Source organism: Desulfovibrio piger (genome assembly GCF_951793255.1).
Lineage (GTDB): Bacteria > Desulfobacterota > Desulfovibrionia > Desulfovibrionales > Desulfovibrionaceae > Desulfovibrio.
On record NZ_OX636706.1, the window covers coordinates 2,884,933 to 2,902,385 of the forward strand.

Here is a 17,453-nt window from a genome sequence, read left to right on the forward strand (position 1 = left end):
TGGCAGCCCCTGATAAAAAAGCGCCCTTTTCAGGGCGCAACGACAGGAAACCGGCAGGGCGGGCCATCTGGTCCCTGCCCTCCGGCTTTCGGGGCCTTTGGCCCCTGTAAAAGATGCCTCCGCTAGCAGGACGTACCCAGGAACTGGGTGGACACGAAGCTGGCGTACTGGTCGGTCATGCCGGTGATGAAATCCAGCACCCGCAGATAGGAGACGTACAGGTCATCCTCACGGCGCGGCGCATGGCCGCCCATGAGCTGCAAGGCCTGCTGCTCCTTGTAGGTGAGCCGCCCGGGATCGCAGATGCGGCGATGGCAGGCCGGGATGAAGGTATCCAGCAGGCGCTTGTAGACGCTGTAGGACCCGATCTCCAGCGCCGTCTTGTGACTGTTCTTGAGGATGCGCCCGTTGAAGATCTCTTTGGCCCTGTCCATATAGGCCCGGACGTCCTCCGGCGCCATATCCATGAGCGGACCTTCGAACTCCCGGCGCATGATGCGCTCATACTGCGCGGCGAAGGTCTCGAACAGGCTCGCGGTCACGTGGCCGATGACACGGGCCCGCACATACCCGGCCCGCTCCCGGTCGGAACCCATATCTTCCAGCCGCTGCGGGTCGAGCTTCAGGCTCGGGGCCAGAGGCTCCACCACCTTCAGGATGTCCGCCAGGGTGATGATGTCCAGCTCGCGGGCGTCTTCCATGTCCACGATGCGGTAACAGGTGTCGTCGGCCGCTTCGGCCAGCAGGGAGAGCGGATGGCGGGCAAAGTCGCCCCGGCGCGTTTTCAGCCCCAGAGCGCAAAACACCTCTTCGAAGATGCCCGCCTCGGCCTGATAGTAGTTGAACTTGCACTTGCCGCTCCGCGTACGGGACTGCCAGGAATCCCACGGATATTTGACCATGCTGGCCAGCGTGGGATAGGTAAGCCGGAACCCGCCCTGATCGCGGTTGTTCTCCACCACGTTGACCACCCGGAAGCCCTGGGCGTTGCCGTCGAAGCAGCGGAAATCGCTCTGATGCGTCTCCTCCAGCGCATTTACATAGGTGTGGTTGGCCGGGTCCCCGAACCAGTCACGGATGGCGAACTCGCCCGCATGGCCGAAAGGCGGATTGCCGATGTCGTGGGCCAGGCAGGCGGCTTCGAGGATCTGGCCGGGAAACTCCGGCGCGGCATACTCTGGCAGCTCGTCCCGGCGGCGCAAAAAATAGCCCGCCATGGCGCCCAGCGAACGCCCCACGCTGCTGACCTCCAGCGAATGGCTGAGGCGCGTGTGGATGTGATCGTTACGCACCAGCGGATGCACTTGTGTTTTGCGGGCCAGACGCCGGAACGAACTGGAATAGATGATGCGGTCCCGATCCTGCAAAAACGGGCTGCGGGCCGGATCAAGCTTTTTGAAATCCACCCCGCTGCCCCCGTAGCGCAGGGGAAGGAGCAATTTACGCCACTTTTCCTGAAAATTCATGGGACCTCCCGCGTGCCTGGAACAGTAAAAAACTATCGGTAAGTACAGAATTTGCCACGCCTGGATGCGGAACACAAGGGCGGCCGGGACATGGCGCACATACTGCCCGTTCCTTCCCGGGGCAGGAAGAAATGGACGGCCGGCGCTTCGGCTTCGGACAGGGGCAGGCAAGGAGTTCCGCCCCCTGCCCCACCGCATGGACCATGGCAGGCTGCCCCCTCTTGACGGACAGACGCTTGCCACCTATAAGGACAGCACGCGCTCGTAGCTCAGGTGGATAGAGCAGGAGCCTTCTAAGCTCTTGGCCGGGGGTTCGAATCCTCCCGGGCGCGCCACAAGAATATCAGACGGTTACGCGCCATTCGCGAGTAACCGTCTTTTTCTTTTCTGGCTCCGCTTGGAGTTTTGTCACCCACTTGTCACCCATGTGCAGTGGCTTCGCCTTGCGCACTTGGTCGGCATCTTGTTGTGCGCCCGCAGCTTTCCGCCGCGAGGTGCCCTCTGTGATCACAGGAGGCACCTCGTCCATAGGAGCATGCGGGCGCGACCTTTTGCGGGCGCAGCCCGCCCAAGGGGAGCGCTTCCCCCCGTCCCCCCTCTCCCCCCTGACCCAAAAGCTAGCCAGCATGGTCCTGCGGCATTGTTCGCTGCTGCTGCGGCTCCGGGTCCTTTTCAGGCCCCCCTCTCATGCGGGGCTGTCGACTCCCAAGAATCGCGGGATTTTTTTGGAAATTTTCCGTGGGAATCCGGGAAGATTCTCCGGCGCTGTAGCGTCGGCGGCTCCCCGTCTCCACGCACGCCCTTTGACCGATAACAACGCCACCGAGGTGATCCAATGACCGATCAGGAAATGCTGCAGCAGGTGCAGGAACGCATCGCCGAAGAACAGCAAGGCCAGCCCTCCAACGACGGCCCCAAGCTGGACAAGCATGGCCTCCCCATACCGAAGCCGGACTTTGTGGAACGCTGCCTCTATGCCAACGAGCTGGGCGACGGTCTCCTGTTCGCCTACCTTTTCAAGGGCCGCCATGCCTATGTGGGCCAAGCTGACGAGTGGATCTGGTGGTCCGGGCACCACTGGTCTGTGGATCTCATCGAGAAGGGACACCGGGCCCGGGCGGATGTGGAGCATGTGGCTCAGGCCTACTACACCACCGGGGCTCACTTTGACCGGCTGGCTAAGGATGCCGAGCGCGACGGCGACAAGGAGTCGGCTGGACGTCTCAAGGCCAAGGCCGAGAAGATGAAGGCCCGGGCTGCCCGCTTGCGAACCGAGACCGGGCGCAAGCGCTGTCTCGAATTTGCCAAGACCAATTTGGAGAGCCCGCTGGCCATCGCCGGTGATGAAATCGACCGAGACCCGTGGTCGCTGCCCATGGCGAATGGCGTTGTGGACCTGTGCACGGGGGAGATACGCCCGGGCCGCCCGGACGACTGGCTGGTGAAAAGCAGCCCGGTGGAGTGGCAGGGCATCGATGCCCCTTGCCCTCACTGGGAGCACTTCGTCACCGAGATCATGGGTGATGACCCGGAGATGGCCGCCTTCCTCCAGCGCGTCTTCGGGTATGGCGTCACCGGTCTGGCCCGCGAGCACATCTTCCTGGTGCTGTTCGGGCGTGGCCGCAACGGCAAGGGCATCATGACCGAGGTGATCCAGACCGTGCTCGGTGGACAGAACGCCACCACGGCTCTGGCCGGACCGGTGCAGTCCGAGATGCTGCTCGACCAGGGCAAGAACCGCAGTGCCGCCGGGCCCAGCCCGGACATCATGTCCCTGCGCGGTCTGCGTATCGCTTTTGCCTCGGAGACTGACGAGGGCCAGCGATTCAGCCCGGCCCGCGTGAAGTGGTTCAGCGGCGGCGAGACCCTGACGGGCCGCTATCCGCACGACAAGCGCAACGTCAGTTTCGCGCCCACCCACCTGCTGGCCCTGCTGACCAACCACAAGCCCCATGCTCCGGCCAGCGACTTTGCCTTCTGGGAGCGCCTGCTGCTGGTGGACTTCCCCCTGTCCTTTGTGGATCGCAAGCCGCAGAACGAGAACGAGCGCCCCATGGACAAGGGGCTGAAGGACCGCTTGCTGCAGGAGCTGCCGGGCATAGCGGCATGGCTGGTACGCGGCTGTCTGGAGTGGCAGCGCGTGGGCATCGCGCCTCCGGCCAAGGTTCGCGAGGCAACCTCGGAGTACCGGCGCGACGAGGATCTGCTGGCCGACTTCGTGGACGAATGCTGCGACCTGCAGCAGGAAGGCCAGCCCGAGATCCGGTCCAAGGCGTCAGACCTCTACGATGCCTTCTGCGCGTGGTTCAAGCGCAACGTGTCCGCCAAAAAGACCATTTCGCAGAAGGCCTTCGGCAAGATGATGCTGGAACGCTTCCAGCGCGAGCGGAAGGGGGGCACCTACTACTATTTTGGGGTGGGGGTCTCTGCGCACGCCCAGCTGGAGCTGGACCAGGAAGAGTAACAGGACCATCGCAGGTCCATCGCGGACGGATTTTTTCGACCGTCCTTAACCTAACTGCCTGGCATCAAAGCAGATTCTTCGGCTGTAGGACTATGTGGCATTTTTTCTATGAATTTCCTTTATATGCGCGCTAGCGCTTTTTACATCATGAATTTACGTTATAATGGTCCTATAGTCCTAATTTAAGAAAAAAATATTTAAAAACAGTACCTTGCATACCATGACCATGCAAGACCTTGGCAGGACCTTGGTGATGATTGAAAGCCTTATCCAAAATCGCGGCCTGAAGGCCGTCAAGGTGGCCGGGACCCACGGCGGCGAATGGGCTTGTCCCTGCCCCGCCTGTGGCGGGAAGGACCGCTTCCGCTTCTGGCCTGCCCAGGGCGAAGGCGGGACATGGTACTGCCGCCAGTGCGACAAGGGCGGCGACAGCATCCAGTTCCTGCGTGAGTTCGAGGGCCTGAGCTACACCGAAGCCTGCCGCCGTCTGGGCGTGGAGAGGACGGCGGCCCCCACCAGCATCATGCCCAGGGCCGACAAGGCGGAGCGCCCGTGGGAGCCTTCCCCCACGCCTGCCGATCCCGGCCCGGTCTGGCAGGAGCACGCCGCCAAGCTGCTGGACTATGCCCATGCCAAGCTGCTGGCTGACGAAGATCGCATGATGTGGCTGGCCATGCGCGGGATCTTCCCCGATGCGGTGGAACGCTTCCGCCTGGGCTGGCTCCCTGGAGAGAACGGCAAGGACTGCTACCACCGGGATCGCGGCGCCTGGGGCCTGCCGACGGAGACCAATGCCCGCGGCCGGAAGAAGTCCCTCTGGATACCCGCGGGGCTGGTAGTCCCCGCCCTGACCGAAGACGGCGCGGTGCGGCGCCTGCGCATCCGGCGCACGGATGAGGCCCGGGAACGCTTCGGGGCGGAGATGAAGTACGTGGTGGTGCCGGGCTCCAGCATGCGCCCGCTGCTGCTGCGGCCCGAGGCCCGGGCTTTCGTGGTGGTGGAGGCGGAGCTGGACGCCATGGCCTGCGTGGCGGCGGCCTTGGACGCCGGGCTGGACGTGGGGGCCTTCGCTGCCGGGACCAACATGGGGCGTCCGGATGCGGCAGCCCATGCCGTGCTGCGCCGTGCCCTCTGCATCCTCGTGGCGCTGGACTTCGACCAGCCGGACGAGAAGGGGCAGCGGGCCGGGGCCAAGGGCATGCCCTTCTGGGCAAGAACCTACCGCACGGCCCGCCGCTGGCCGGTCCCCAAGGGCAAAGACCCCGGGGACGCCTTCCGGGAAGGCTGGAATCTGGCGGACTGGATACGCATCGGGCTGCCCCCTGTTTTCGCGCCTGCGCCTGTGCAGGAGGCACCAGCCCCCCTCCCTGTGGCCCCTGCCCCGGAAAAAAAGCAGGCCCGTGAGACCATGGGCGCTGGACGGATGGACGACAAGGGGGGCGGGAAGAAAAAAGCGACGGCTGCCGGGGCATGGGGCGGTGTGGAGTGGCTGACCCACCCCATCGGCCCGCGCGACAGCCTCCAGGTACTGGCCCGGGCGGGGCTGGAGGCTCGGCCCACCAGTGACGGCGACTACGAGATCTACGGGCAGGAGCGATGGCCCCAGCGAGATCAGGCCCGGCTCATGGGCTGGCTGCGGCGCTTCGGCCAGTGGGTCTGGCAAGCGCTGTACGACAAGGAATTTGCCCCGCCGAACGGCAGGGCGATGTGAGAGGCGGGGTCCCCGGAAGGAGCGGCAACTCCACCGGGGACCGGATGTGTGCTCATCCGGCCAGACAATCCGACCCCGTGCAATTAAGATGCACGTTGAACCTAACAGGAAACTGACGGATGGAAAAGCTGAAACTGGAGTATTGGCCTGTGGATCGTCTGCGTGCCTGCGCGCGTCCTTTGCGTGACAACGACGCCTGCGTCGAGCGGATGGCCTCTGCCATGAGCCGCTTCGGATGCCGTATCCCCTTGCTGGTGCGGGCCGACGGCGAGGTGGTGGATGGCCATCTGCGTCTCAAGGCTGCTCGGGCGCTGAACTTTGCCAGCGTGCCCGTGCTGCTGGTGGACGACATGGATGACGCGCAAATCCGGGCGTTCCGCTTGCTGGTCAATCGCTCCGCAACATGGGCGAAGTGGAACGAGGGGGAACTGTCCCAGGAACTGGCTGAACTGAGGGCTATGGACGTAGATCTGGAGATCACCGGCTTCGAACCGCGCGAGCTGGATCGCTTCCTGAAGGCTGCGGCCCTGGATGACGACGATGTGCTGGATACTGCCCCGGAAGCGCCTGCGCGACCGGTGAGCCGTCCGGGAGACCTGTGGCTGTTGGGCGGACACCGTCTGCTCTGTGGCGATGCTACCCTGCCGGAGTCTTACGCGGCCCTCATGCAGGGCATGGAGGCTGATATGGTCTGGACGGATCCGCCGTACAACGTGGCATATGAAGGGAAGGCCGGGAAGATCAAGAATGACGCCATGAGCGACCAGGACTTCGCGGCTTTCCTGCAGCGCGTCTTCCGCCAGATGGTGACCGGTGTGCGCAAGGGCGGGGCTGTATATGTGGCCCACGCTGAAGGTGGTGGGCTTGGCGTGATATTCCGCCAGGCCTTCATCCAGGCTGGCCTCAAGCTGGCCAGCTGTTTGATCTGGAGAAAAAACTCCGGGGTGCTCTCGCGAGCTGACTACCACTGGCAGCATGAGCCCATCCTCTATGGCTGGCGGCCTGGAGCGCCACATATGTGGTTTGGCGACCGCAAGCAGACCACCGTGCAGGACGCATTCCCGGCCGCGGTACGTGAGGACGGTGATGTCCCCTGCTGGCACATCATGGATGGTGAGCGCATCGTAAGGATCAGCGGCAAGGACGTGCACGTGGAGGTCCTGGCTGGCTCTGTATTCTGCGAGCCAAAGCCCCAGCGCAATAGCCATCACCCGACGATGAAACCGGTGGCCCTCATCGAGCGGATGCTGACCAACAGCAGTAAGCGTGGCGGCATGATCCTGGACCCCTTTGGGGGGTCTGGCTCCACGCTTATGGCCTGCGAGCGTCAAGACCGTATCTGCCGGACGATGGAACTTGATCCTCGCTTTGTGGATGTGATCATCCGCCGTTGGGAAGATGCCACTGGACGTGAGGCGCTGCTGGAAGATGGCGTGCGTCCCTTTGTCGAGGTGGCCCTCGAGCGTGGAGGTGATCATGCCTGATGATGATCTGCTGCGTCTGGCCAGGCAGTCTGCAGAGACAGACCTCCCGTTCCTGCTTCGCGCCAAGGAAGAGGCAAAGAAGCGTATGAAAGACAATCCGACCCCGGAGAACGTGGGTGGCTTCAGACGTGCCCGAGAAGAGCTTGAAGGTGAACTGGCGCGGAGGCAGGGGCAGACGTCCATCCGCGTCTATAAAACGCAGCTGGATGCCGTGGCCTACCTGAAGGACGCGGGCTACAAGTGCAGCAAAAGCCAGTTCAACCGGGACGTGAAGGCCCGCAAGGTCCCCCGGACCCCGGAAGGCTGGTTCGATGAGACCGCCCTGCTGGGCTATGCCAATGCCAATCTGACGCCAGCCGGTCAGGTGGCGGACCGGCAGCTGGCCGATGCCACCACCAGCCGCCTGTCGGCAGACGCGCAGCTCAAGCGCTACCAGGCGGAGCGGGCGCGCCTGAAGCTGGAGAAGGAGCAGGGCCTGCTCATGCCCCGGGCCGAACATGAGCGAGATCTGGGCGCCCGTGCCCTGTTCTTCAGGAACGAGGTGCGCAACTTCATCCACCTGCATGGCGCCACCCTGATCCACCTGGTGGGCGGCGATGAAGGCCGGCTGCGCGAGCTGGTGCAGTGGTGGATGGAGACCACGGAGATCTGGATGGATGCCTGGAGCGGCGAGAGGGAGTTTGTGGTCAACGAAGAAGACGACGGCGCGGATGCGGACGCGCCGGGTGAGGAGGATGCGTGAAGATCCGGTTTTGTGAGGCCGAACGCCGGGTATTTGCCCGGCGTGAAAAGCTGACCGTCTCGCAATGGGCCAGCAAGTACCTGATCGTGCAGGACGGCATCTACCGCGGCAGCCCGCTGCGGCTGGATGTATCGCCCTTCCTGCGCGGTCCCATGGACGCCTACTCACGTCCAGGTGTGCGCGAGGTGGTGGTCTGCGGTTCCCTGCAGGTAGGCAAGACGCTGCTGCTCTATGCCTGCCTGGGATGGTCCATGGACTACCGTCCGGGCATCAAGATGCTGGCCATGCCCACCCGCGAGTCCCGCGACCGCGTGGTGGAGAAGAAACTGCGGCCCATGCTCCAGGGCAGCCCAGTGCTGCGGCGCATGGTAGCCAAGTACCGGCGCGAGAACATCCTGCTCAAGGACGGCACCAGCATCGAGCTGGCCACGGCCGAATCCCCCAGCCAGCGCGCGTCCATCACAGTGCAGGATCTGTTCGTGGACGAAGAGGATCTCTACAGCCGCAGCGGGGACTCCTCCCCTCTGGAGGATTTCAAGGGCCGCACGCGCTCCTACGGCGACTTCGCGAAGATCATCCGGGCCTGCCAGCCCAAGGGGGACGAAAGCTCGTCCATCTGGACAGGCATCACCAGACAGGTGGACCAGCTCATGTGCTACGAGGTGGTCTGCCCTGCCTGCCGTCATCAGCACCTCATGGACGTGGACCGGATCGTGGTCCCCGACGGAGAGACGGACCCGCGCCTGATCCGCTCCCGCAAACTGGCGCGGTACCGCTGCCCGCATTGCCAGTACCTCTGGAGCGATCATGCCCGCGACCTGGCTGTGGCCTCCGGGCGCTGGCGCCCCTACGTCTGGACCGGGGCGGCCTTCGAACCCGGTCCGGACATCAGCGATGCCCGCAGCATCGGCTTTCACCTGCCCGCGGTCCTGTCCCGTTTCGTCAGTCTCTCGGATCTGGCGGCCCGGCGTATCCTGGCCGGGAGCGATGACCCGGCCCAGCAGCGCCAGTACCACAATGACGACCTGGGCATGCCGTGGTCGCCAGTGGAACTCCAGACCGATGTGGACCGTCTGCTGGAGCTCCGTGATCCGCACCTGCCGCCGCGCACGGTGCCTCACGGCGCGGTGGCCCTGACCTGCGGCATCGACGTACAGAAGCGCGGCTTTTGGTATCTGGTCCGGGCGTGGATGCCGACCATGGCCAGCTATGTCATCGACTACGGCTACCTGGGCAGCTGGGATGACGTCCAGGCCCTGGTCTTCGACACCTACTACCCGGTGCAGGGGCCTGACGGCAGCGACGTGGGCGAGCGCATGCCCATCTGGCGGGCCTGCATCGACTCCGGCGGTACCGAGACCGAAGGCGTCTATACCCGTACCGAGGAGGTCTACATGTGGGTGCGGGCCAACGGCTGCGGCGTGGTTTATGCCTGCAAGGGCGCCAGCCGCCCGCAGGCCGCGCCGGTACGCTGGGTCGTCCGTGAGCGTATGCCGCACAATGGCCGCCCCATCCCCGGCGGCCTGCGGCTCTACCTCATCGACAGCGGCGCCTTCAAGACCACGGACATGGGCCGCATGCTCAACCAGGACAGCCGCCAGCCCCTGCGCTTCCATGCCGGGGCTGATGAAACGCTGGCTTCGCAGCTGTCGGCAGAGCGCATGGTGCGCAAGAACGGGAACCTTGTCTGGGTCCGGGAGCACAAGGACAACCACCTGCTGGACTGCCTTGTGCTGTCTGCCGCTGCAGCGGATGCGTCGTGGACGCCCAGCCTGCCGCACTATATACTGCAACTGCAGTCACAGGCCCGGATGCAGAGCGAAACGCCGAGGCCCAGGGCAAAGAAACGCCCGCAGCCGGAAGCTGTGGGCCACAGATGGTAAGGGAGGGAACTATGGCTTTCACGACCACGGACGGGCACACGTCCGGCGCTTCGGCCATGCGGGTGGAACAGGGGCGGATGCTCTACGGCCTGCGCGAGATCGCGGCTGCCCTGCACTGCTCGGAAAAAAGCGTGCTGCGCTACGTAGCACAGTACGGCCTGCCCGCAGGCAAAATCGGCGGCCGCTGGTGTGCCGACGAAGCCCGCCTGCGGGAATGGCAAATCAAATTACTAAGCAAAACATAAAATATTTACCGACATATACAATTATTAAGTATCGGCAATATTACTTCTTCAAAATCATCTGTAGTTAAAGATATCACACCTGACTTTGTTATACTCCCTGTTCGTTTTCTTCCACCACAATTATAATTAAATACCAAACTTTTTATACAACTAGGGATTGCAATACCTATTTTTTTTGAAGACTCTACTGCATCATATATACTTGAAATAGATATTTGTGCAGAGCTACCATTTTCAAAAGAAAATTGATTAAAAATAATTGACTTTGCATTGAATTCTTGTATAGCTTTACAAGCTAAACAATAAAATTTATGCACATCAATAAACACATCCTGCAACGTAATAAATTCATAAGAATAACATGACAGAAAATTATATAGAGACATTGTTCTAGTGTTATTTTTCAAAATAAAAACAGACTCATTCCTATATATAGTAAACTCTAAAGCAATAAATGACTGTTTATCTTCTGTATATATCCCAATTATTGGATCTCTAATCGTTTCAGTATAAAATATTTTTTCGTAAAATACCCCTGAAATCATATAAGGAGATATAAAACCAAGCTGTATTCCACGGAATTTTTCTTCTGTATATGACAGAGAGCTTAAATTATCTATTAAACTATCCCACGTCTTTATTATTCCCATTCTTGAGATTTTGTATCTTTTCATGATAGCGCTCCAAAAAAGATTCTGCAGCATCTTCAAGTTTTTTAAAATAGCTTATTCTTTCATCATCGGAGAGAGGTTTTTTTGTCAATTGATACGAGTTACTATCTTTTATATATCCATAGAATCCCTTAACATCATATCTAAATCCACTGCATTCCTCTTGATTTGAGAACCCAGCTTCAAGCTCAATTTTTCTTGGTATTTTTTGAGATGTGTCAATAGCATGCCATTTTACATTTGTTAACTGAAACCCTCTATCTTGGAATGACTTCAACTCACTTGAGCCAAAAAGAGCAGACCCTTCCATAATCACCTTTCTAATAAAAGATGATGGCGCTATATAATCCAGCTCACTATCATCTTCGACTTCAATAAACTGATCTTTTTCAGTAGTATCATCTACTTGGGCTGTATCATCAAAGTCTACTACGTCCTGACTATCCTCATGATCCTGGCTATCCTCTTTTGGTTTGTATACACAAATACTAATAACATTATCAGGCTCCATACCCTCCATACGCGAAACAAGGGTATGAAAAAAATCAAATCTATCCTTTGTGTCTGTGATAGTTGATAAACTAATTTCTTTTTTATTAATTTTTTTCGATGTCTCAGCTTCTGCTTCTTTTAAAAATTTTTCGATAAACTCTTTGCACTGTTGGTTATCAGGATATCTAATAACTGTCTTTTCCCCTACTTTAGATATCTGAATTTCGACTTTTCTCCTAATAGATTGTAGCATTTTTGCTTTACTATAATCAATTTCATCATAAGAATAATCAATTCTCATAACCGGAGCGTTAACATCTGTTTTTATATTAAAAACCTCATTTTTTCCTGACTCCATATCTTTTAATCTATCAAGACTATCTCTAATTTCCCTATCTTCTAGCTTAGATATTCTTGAACTTGTTGTACGCTCTCTCCTCTTATTAATATCAATCAATCCATAAATATAATCTATATCTTCATCATCAAAGGGTATTGTAGCGATGTATTTTGCTAAGCGTTCTTTATTTGTCGACGTTGAAACCAGAATACCTTTTTTCTGTGCTATTTCGGCTAAGACTTCAGTACTTATTCTTCCACGAGATAGCAGGGCATCCTCGATGTCTTTTGATGCTAGATGATATTTAGACATTTATTTCATCCCCTCATTTAATGCGGACTCTCTAAAGCTAATCGCAGCTATTTCTTTAATAGATACAAGTCTATATATTTTATCTTTAAAATCGTCTGTCACTTCATCACAAAATTTTTGTTTTGCTTTCTGCAAAACGACTGCTGCCCTTCCACCATCAAATGGAAGAAAAATACGAATTTCTTTTTTGTCTTGAAAAATATTATTTTTTCTTAGATAATCTAATAAATAAAGAAAATACCCTTCACGAGTTCCATCGGATTCACTATATATATCATACCCTTTTATATTACCATCGTCATCTGTATAGCGCATAATATGCGTTTTAGCTGCTAGCCGTTCAATCGTCAGTGGAAGATTACCTGCTTCACTATGTAGCTTTATATAAATATCATCGGGGCAGAAAAAGCCACAATGCTCTTGAGAAGGTAATAATTTTCTTCCTCTCAAGGAGTATATATTATTTGCAATAGTCAATAAATATTTTATTTTTTGGGGTCCAATTATACAAATAACGTTATTTTGATCAATAGTAACAGCATTATCTTTTTGTCTATGCTTCTCATTTACACTTTTAGGCATTAGCTCTAAAAAATCTTTATCGAATTTATTATCATGATTATATATAAATAGCACGGCCTTTATTGTAAATTTTTTATCACTATTAATATAAAGATCTTGAAAATGCATACTTACTTTTGCACAACTTAATGCCTCATTCAAACTTTCCACAGCACCACGAATAGTGTCTTTTGTAATAGATGAAGAAGCATAGCTCTTAAAATCAATTAATAAATATGTATTAGAGTTACTATAAGGCTCTTTATAATAATATACTGCATCGGCCGGATGAGTTTTATTTGCCTCTTTTGTACATGGCCAATTTATATTTTTAGGACCTGTTCGCTCCCATCCTAAAATTTGAAATATTTCTTGTGCCTTATCTTCAGCCATTGTCGTTATATTGATAGTTTCACCCATATGAGTCCCTGATAAATGTAAAATATTCATGTATGAGCCATATCAATCAGCTTAACATCATGAAATGCCTCTTAGTGTAAGATTGCCGGTAAGAATTTATTTCGTATGTATCATTTATTTCTGGGTGGGACAAGATAGCTAATCCCCTGCGCAGTGCATCCCAGCGATGACCGGCCCAAATCGGAAAAAATAGGACAAAACCGGACAAAATCGGAAATCGTTTACATCTCTCGCTAGAATCTGCTAACTCCATGCAAAAGTCTGAAAGATTTTTGCATGGAGTTTTTTTATGCCCGGATACTGGAGAGATCTCTACGAAAAGATGCGGGAGGACCTGCAGTCTCCTGCGTTCCGCCAGTTCGGCAGTTACTCCATCGCCGGTCGCAGTTTCTCCTATCGCAGCCTTGACGACTTCCGCTCCCTCCTGGACTGGGTCAAGCGCGAGGCGGACAAGGAAGACGGCATCGCGCCCTATCGGGCTCGGCGCGTGGCTCGGAACGGAGGGCGGGGATGATGCGTCCTGTCGGCAGGGCCGCCCGGCGGCCACCCCTTAGCTGCATCGGCAGGCAGGCCCGGCAGGCTCGCTCCGGCTACAGCGGAGCGGCCAGTCCGCGGGGCATCGGCAACTGGATGCCCGCCAACGCGGATTTCAACCAGCTGCTGGGCATGGACAGTGGACGCATGCGCGCCCGCGTGCGTGACCTCGTGCGCAACTTCCCGCCCTTCGCCCGCGCCGTCAATGCCATGGTGGCCTTCACCGTGGGGAGCGGCGCCCGCTTCCAGTCGCTGGCCACCCTGCCCGACGGGAGTCCGGACATACCCACCCGCAAGCGCATCGAGGATCGCTTCCGGGCCTGGATGGAGCATGCCGATGTGGCTGGCCGCCTGCACTTCTACGAGATCCAGCAGCTCTGCAAGCGGCAGGAGTGCGAGTGCGGCGAGTACCTGCTGCGCTTTGCCCGCCCGCGGGACAGGCGCCGCGGTCTGCTGGGCCTGCAAATCTACGAGCCGGAGAACCTGTCCAGCTGGCGCATCGAAGGTCAGGAACCGGACAGCGATATCTGGCAGGGCATCGAGTACGACATCTGGACCGGTGAGCCCCTGGCCTATCATTTCCAGACCGTCTTCGGCTGGGAGCGCCAGCTGCGGACGTGGCGCGAGCCTGCCTTCAACGTGCTGCACGGTTTTCAGACCCTGCGTCCCGGTCAGCTGCGCGGCGTGACCCCTTTCGCTCCGGCCATCCTCATGGCCAGGGACATGGGCGACTACACCACGGCAGAGCTGGGCGCGGCCAAGATGGCCGCCAAGTGGCTGGCCTTCGTGAGCAGCGGCGATCCGCAGTTCTCCCAGCTCACCCGTACGCCGGGCGGCCTCTCCGGGGCGCTGCGCGAAGAGGTGGAGAGCCTCGAGGACATGACCGTCGAGTACCTCAATGACGGCGAGCAAGTAAACTTCGCGCCGCCCAGCCAGCGCCCGGGCGACAGCTTCGACCGTTTCGTGCGCCATACCTTGCGCATGGTCGCCATCTGCATGGACCTGCCCTACGAGATCCTTTCCGGCGACTACACGTCCATCAACTATTCCACCAGCAAGGCCAGCCGCAACGACTTTGCCATGTTCCTGGTGCCCCACCAGTTCCGGGCCGAGCAGCATCTCATCCGCCCCGTGTTCCGGCGCTGGCTGGACTGCGAGGCGCTGACCCAGGACTACCTGCCCGGCTACTGGCAGGACAAAAGCCGCTATCAGCGGGCCATGTGGATACCCGCGGGCATGCCCAGCGTGGACCCCCTGCGCGACGGCAAGGCGCAGATCGACGGCATCAACGCGGGCATCCTGTCTCCCCAGATGGTCATCCTTGGCGATGGTCGCGACCCCGAGGAAGTGGTGGAACAGCGCGCCGCCTGGGCCCGTCTCTGTACCGCGCACGGCATCGATGCCACCACCGGCGCCGTGAGTACCTCGCTGGCCAATAACCCCGCCAAGCTGGGCGCTGTCGAGAGCGCCGAAAAATAGGAGGCATCCCCATGTCGTTTGTCACCCGTGCAACCCCTCTGGGCGATGGGCGCCCGCTGACGCTGGACGAATCAGCCCGATCCGTGGAGGTGGTGGCCTCCACCCAGGCACCCGTCACCGTATTTGACTTTGAGGAATGGCAGCCTATCCGCGAGGTCCTGCTCATGAGCGGCTGCCAGATACCCGAGTCCGGTCGGGTGCCCCTGCTGGACTGCCACAGCCGCGAGCATGCCGGGGACATCGTGGGCAGCTTTGACCACATCCGAGTGGAAGACGGACCGCAGGGCCCGCAGCTGGTGGGCCGGGCCGTCTTCTCGGGTACGCCTGACGGCGAGGCCCCGTTCCGCAAGGTGGTGGAGGGGCATCTCACCGATGTGTCCGTGGGCTACGACGTGATCGCGTATCAGCGCATCCGGGCGGGCGAGGTGGCCGTCATCGAAGGGGTCACCTACGAAGGCCCGCTGCGTGTGACCACGCAGTGGCGCCTCCTGGAGCTGTCCTGTGTGCCCGTCGGCGCGGACAGTTTTGCCAAGATGCGTTCTGCCATCAACAACCTGCAACCTGCCCGGAAGGGCAAAAAGGAGAGAGTCATGTCCAAGGAATCCGGGCAGCATGAGCGCGGCAAGATCGCGGCCAGACTGCGCGCCCTGCTGGGGCTGCGTGAAGATCCTGAAGAACAGCCTGCGCCTGAAGATGAGCCCCGCCAGGCCGTGGTCACGGATGGCTCCGGGACCACGGTGGAGCCTGAACAGCTCGACGATGCCGAGCTGGATCAGCTGGTAGACGACCTGGGCGCCCTGCTGGACGAAGCCGAGGCCGAACAGGAGGGCCGTGAAGATCCCCAGCAGCCGGAAGATGCCCAGCGCGAGGGCGGTGATGACAAAAACGCCTGCCGCAGCGCCGTGCTGGCCAGGCTCATGGCCAGCCTTACCCCGGGGCAGCGTCAGCGTTTTGGCCAGCAGCTGGAGCGCCAGCGCATCCGCGGTATCCGGGAACTGGCCCGGAGCTTCCAGCTCTCCCCGGATCAGGAAGACAAACTGGTTTCCTCGGGCATGAGCCTTGGCCGTGCCCGCAAACAGGTGGAGGACATCGTGGCACAGCGCCAGAATTTCGGGCCCGGCTACCAGGTCGTGAGCGTGGGCCGCACTGAAAAGGAATCTTTCCGTGCTGCCGTGCAGGACAGCCTGCTGCTGCGCTGCGGCACCAAGCTGGAAAAGCCCGCTCCCGGTGCTGATGAACTGCAGGGTATGACCCTGCGCGAGATCGCCCGCGAGATGGTGATCCGCTCCGGACAGCGTGCCGGTGGTGACATCCGCACCATCGTGGGCCGCGCCCTGACCACCACGGACATGCCTCAGCTGCTGGTGGAGACCAGCCGCCGCACGCTCATGGAGGCCTACGAGCAGGCCCCCGAGACCTGGCGCGACTGGTGCGAGACCGGCACGGCCACGGACTTCAAGGCGGGCAAGGCCCTGGGCCTGGAAGGCGACGTGGAGTTGAAGAAGATCCCCGAGTACGGCGAATACACCGACGGCCGTCTGGCTGAAAATGCCGAGGAATACCGCGTGGAGACCTTCGGCCGCAAGCTGGTGATCTCCCGTCAGGCCATCATCAACGACGATCTGGGCGCCCTTACCGACATGCCGCGCATGTACGGCGAAGCCTGCGCCGCTCTGGTGGGTGATGTGGCCTACGCAGCCCTGATCGATGTGGCCCTCAAGATGGGGGACGGCAAGCCCCTGTTCGACAGCGCCCACCACAACCTGTTCACCGGCAAGGGCGGCGCGCCCACGGTCGAGAATCTGGGCGCTGTGGTCACCGGCATGGAACTGCAGCAGGACAGCTTCGGCAGGGTGGTCACCATCCAGCCCCGCTTCTTCATCGCGCCCATCGCCCTCAAGACCACCTGCGAGTCGTTCTTCAATACGCAGATCACCGGCGGGCCGGTGGTGGGCACGCAGGCACAGCCGCTGGTCCATAATCCCTATGGCGGTGAATTTTTCCGGCGCATCTATGACCGTCGTCTGGATCTGGATGCGGCGACCACATGGTATCTGGCCGCGGCCAGATCCACGGTCAAGGTCTTCTTCCTGGGCGGCGTGCAGGCTCCCTACATCGAGAGCCGCGACAATTTCGACACCGATGGCTTCGAGACCAAGGTCCGCATGGACGTGGGCGCCAAGGCCCTGCGCTGGATCACTCTCGCCAAGGCCACGGCATAGCAAAGGAGGACAACATGCAAAACTCCCGTTCCATGGGCCGCTGTATCCACCATACTCCCGGCAAGGCCGTGCTGGGCGGTGAGCTGGTCGTGCTCACCGGCATGGTGGCCGTGGCCAGTACCGATATCCCGGCGAATGAAGAGGGGGCCTGCGAAGTGGAGGGCGTCTTTGCCCTGCCCAAAAAGGCCGGCGAGACCCCCAAACAGGGCGACCCCCTGTACCTGGCCAGTGACAACACGCTGACCAAGACGTCCGGGACGCAGTTCGTGGGCACGGCCTGGGCCGATGCCCAGGCCAATGACGCCACTGTGCTCTGCCGCATCAATTTTGGCTACGGCGTGGCCGCTGCGGCTGCCGCTGCTGCCGCCGCAGCCGAACAGGGCAGCTAACCCACCACCCCTCCTCGCACCGGGTCGCGTGCCTCCGG

14 protein-coding genes and 1 tRNA gene are annotated in these 17,453 nt (G+C 59.0%); 11 read left to right on the forward strand and 4 right to left on the reverse strand.

The annotated features are described in order from the left end of the window. Nucleotides 1-122 precede the first annotated feature (122 nt). Nucleotides 123-1,466, reverse strand: a complete 1,344-nt coding sequence (locus Q4I12_RS12890; protein WP_300645372.1) for a deoxyguanosinetriphosphate triphosphohydrolase — start codon at nucleotides 1,464-1,466, stop codon at nucleotides 123-125. 258 nt (nucleotides 1,467-1,724) lie between these two features. On the opposite strand from Q4I12_RS12890, the gene Q4I12_RS12895 reads away from it, so the two are divergent. The 7 genes from Q4I12_RS12895 (at nucleotide 1,725) to Q4I12_RS12925 (ending at nucleotide 9,995) form a co-directional block, all read left to right on the forward strand. After that, nucleotides 1,725-1,801 (forward strand) — tRNA-Arg (locus Q4I12_RS12895). Nucleotides 1,802-2,301: 500 nt separating this feature from the next. Further along, on the forward strand, nucleotides 2,302-3,930 hold the full coding sequence (locus tag Q4I12_RS12900) for a DNA primase family protein (RefSeq protein WP_302261855.1): 1,629 nt from the start codon (nucleotides 2,302-2,304) through the stop codon (nucleotides 3,928-3,930). Between the two features lie 253 nt (nucleotides 3,931-4,183). After that, nucleotides 4,184-5,641, forward strand: coding sequence for a primase-helicase zinc-binding domain-containing protein (locus Q4I12_RS12905; RefSeq protein ID WP_302261857.1), 1,458 nt, complete (start codon nucleotides 4,184-4,186; stop codon nucleotides 5,639-5,641). Between the two features lie 119 nt (nucleotides 5,642-5,760). Beyond that, nucleotides 5,761-7,125 carry a DNA methyltransferase gene (locus Q4I12_RS12910; RefSeq protein WP_302261859.1) on the forward strand — a complete coding sequence of 455 codons (1,365 nt, stop codon included), beginning with the start codon at nucleotides 5,761-5,763 and terminating at the stop codon, nucleotides 7,123-7,125. After that, on the forward strand, nucleotides 7,118-7,867 hold the full coding sequence (locus Q4I12_RS12915) for a hypothetical protein (protein ID WP_006005156.1): 750 nt from the start codon (nucleotides 7,118-7,120) through the stop codon (nucleotides 7,865-7,867). The genes Q4I12_RS12910 and Q4I12_RS12915 overlap by 8 nt, the downstream gene beginning before the upstream one ends. Then, nucleotides 7,864-9,750, forward strand: a complete 1,887-nt coding sequence (locus tag Q4I12_RS12920; RefSeq protein ID WP_302261861.1) for a terminase gpA endonuclease subunit — start codon at nucleotides 7,864-7,866, stop codon at nucleotides 9,748-9,750. The genes Q4I12_RS12915 and Q4I12_RS12920 overlap by 4 nt, the downstream gene beginning before the upstream one ends. Before the next feature lie 11 nt (nucleotides 9,751-9,761). Continuing rightward, the gene (locus Q4I12_RS12925) at nucleotides 9,762-9,995 is read left to right on the forward strand and encodes a helix-turn-helix domain-containing protein (protein WP_302261863.1); all 234 of its coding nucleotides are present in this window, start codon (nucleotides 9,762-9,764) and stop codon (nucleotides 9,993-9,995) included. Nucleotides 9,996-10,000: 5 nt separating this feature from the next. Here Q4I12_RS12925 and Q4I12_RS12930 read toward each other — a convergent pair whose 3' ends face one another. The 3 genes from Q4I12_RS12930 to Q4I12_RS12940 are packed head-to-tail and all read right to left on the reverse strand — an operon-like array spanning nucleotide 10,001 to nucleotide 12,791. Then, nucleotides 10,001-10,669, reverse strand: a complete 669-nt coding sequence (locus Q4I12_RS12930) for a hypothetical protein (protein WP_302261864.1) — start codon at nucleotides 10,667-10,669, stop codon at nucleotides 10,001-10,003. After that, the gene (locus tag Q4I12_RS12935) at nucleotides 10,620-11,810 is read right to left on the reverse strand and encodes a hypothetical protein (RefSeq protein WP_302261865.1); all 1,191 of its coding nucleotides are present in this window, start codon (nucleotides 11,808-11,810) and stop codon (nucleotides 10,620-10,622) included. Before Q4I12_RS12935 ends, Q4I12_RS12930 begins: the two co-directional genes overlap by 50 nt. Then, nucleotides 11,811-12,791, reverse strand: coding sequence for a PD-(D/E)XK nuclease domain-containing protein (locus tag Q4I12_RS12940; protein WP_302261866.1), 981 nt, complete (start codon nucleotides 12,789-12,791; stop codon nucleotides 11,811-11,813). It lies immediately after the preceding gene. 289 nt (nucleotides 12,792-13,080) lie between these two features. On the opposite strand from Q4I12_RS12940, the gene Q4I12_RS12945 reads away from it, so the two are divergent. Genes Q4I12_RS12945 through Q4I12_RS12960 form a run of 4 tightly spaced genes read left to right on the forward strand, consistent with a single transcriptional unit; the run spans nucleotide 13,081 to nucleotide 17,415 of the window. After that, a complete protein-coding gene (locus Q4I12_RS12945) occupies nucleotides 13,081-13,305 on the forward strand; it encodes a hypothetical protein (protein WP_289616539.1) in 225 nt (74 codons plus the stop codon). After that, nucleotides 13,302-14,804, forward strand: coding sequence for a phage portal protein (locus tag Q4I12_RS12950; protein ID WP_302261867.1), 1,503 nt, complete (start codon nucleotides 13,302-13,304; stop codon nucleotides 14,802-14,804). Before Q4I12_RS12945 ends, Q4I12_RS12950 begins: the two co-directional genes overlap by 4 nt. A gap of 11 nt (nucleotides 14,805-14,815) precedes the next feature. Beyond that, a complete protein-coding gene (locus Q4I12_RS12955; protein ID WP_302261868.1) occupies nucleotides 14,816-17,026 on the forward strand; it encodes a phage major capsid protein in 2,211 nt (736 codons plus the stop codon). Nucleotides 17,027-17,040: 14 nt separating this feature from the next. Then, on the forward strand, nucleotides 17,041-17,415 hold the full coding sequence (locus Q4I12_RS12960) for a DUF2190 family protein (protein WP_302261870.1): 375 nt from the start codon (nucleotides 17,041-17,043) through the stop codon (nucleotides 17,413-17,415). Nucleotides 17,416-17,453: the final 38 nt, after the last annotated feature.

Excerpts from the sequence above, each read along its gene's own strand:
- Q4I12_RS12945 (WP_289616539.1), top strand. The coding sequence starts at position 13,081 with ATGCCCGGATACTGGAGAGATCTCTACGAAAAGATGCGGGAGGACCTG.
- Q4I12_RS12890 (WP_300645372.1), bottom strand. The coding sequence starts at position 1,466 with ATGAATTTTCAGGAAAAGTGGCGTAAATTGCTCCTTCCCCTGCGCTAC.
- Q4I12_RS12935 (WP_302261865.1), bottom strand. The coding sequence starts at position 11,810 with ATGTCTAAATATCATCTAGCATCAAAAGACATCGAGGATGCCCTGCTA.
- Q4I12_RS12925 (WP_302261863.1), top strand. The coding sequence starts at position 9,762 with ATGGCTTTCACGACCACGGACGGGCACACGTCCGGCGCTTCGGCCATG.
- Q4I12_RS12930 (WP_302261864.1), bottom strand. The coding sequence starts at position 10,669 with ATGAAAAGATACAAAATCTCAAGAATGGGAATAATAAAGACGTGGGAT.
- Q4I12_RS12915 (WP_006005156.1), top strand. The coding sequence starts at position 7,118 with ATGCCTGATGATGATCTGCTGCGTCTGGCCAGGCAGTCTGCAGAGACA.
- Q4I12_RS12910 (WP_302261859.1), top strand. The coding sequence starts at position 5,761 with ATGGAAAAGCTGAAACTGGAGTATTGGCCTGTGGATCGTCTGCGTGCC.
- Q4I12_RS12950 (WP_302261867.1), top strand. The coding sequence starts at position 13,302 with ATGATGCGTCCTGTCGGCAGGGCCGCCCGGCGGCCACCCCTTAGCTGC.
- Q4I12_RS12955 (WP_302261868.1), top strand. The coding sequence starts at position 14,816 with ATGTCGTTTGTCACCCGTGCAACCCCTCTGGGCGATGGGCGCCCGCTG.
- Q4I12_RS12940 (WP_302261866.1), bottom strand. The coding sequence starts at position 12,791 with ATGGGTGAAACTATCAATATAACGACAATGGCTGAAGATAAGGCACAA.
- Q4I12_RS12960 (WP_302261870.1), top strand. The coding sequence starts at position 17,041 with ATGCAAAACTCCCGTTCCATGGGCCGCTGTATCCACCATACTCCCGGC.
- Q4I12_RS12905 (WP_302261857.1), top strand. The coding sequence starts at position 4,184 with ATGATTGAAAGCCTTATCCAAAATCGCGGCCTGAAGGCCGTCAAGGTG.
- Q4I12_RS12900 (WP_302261855.1), top strand. The coding sequence starts at position 2,302 with ATGACCGATCAGGAAATGCTGCAGCAGGTGCAGGAACGCATCGCCGAA.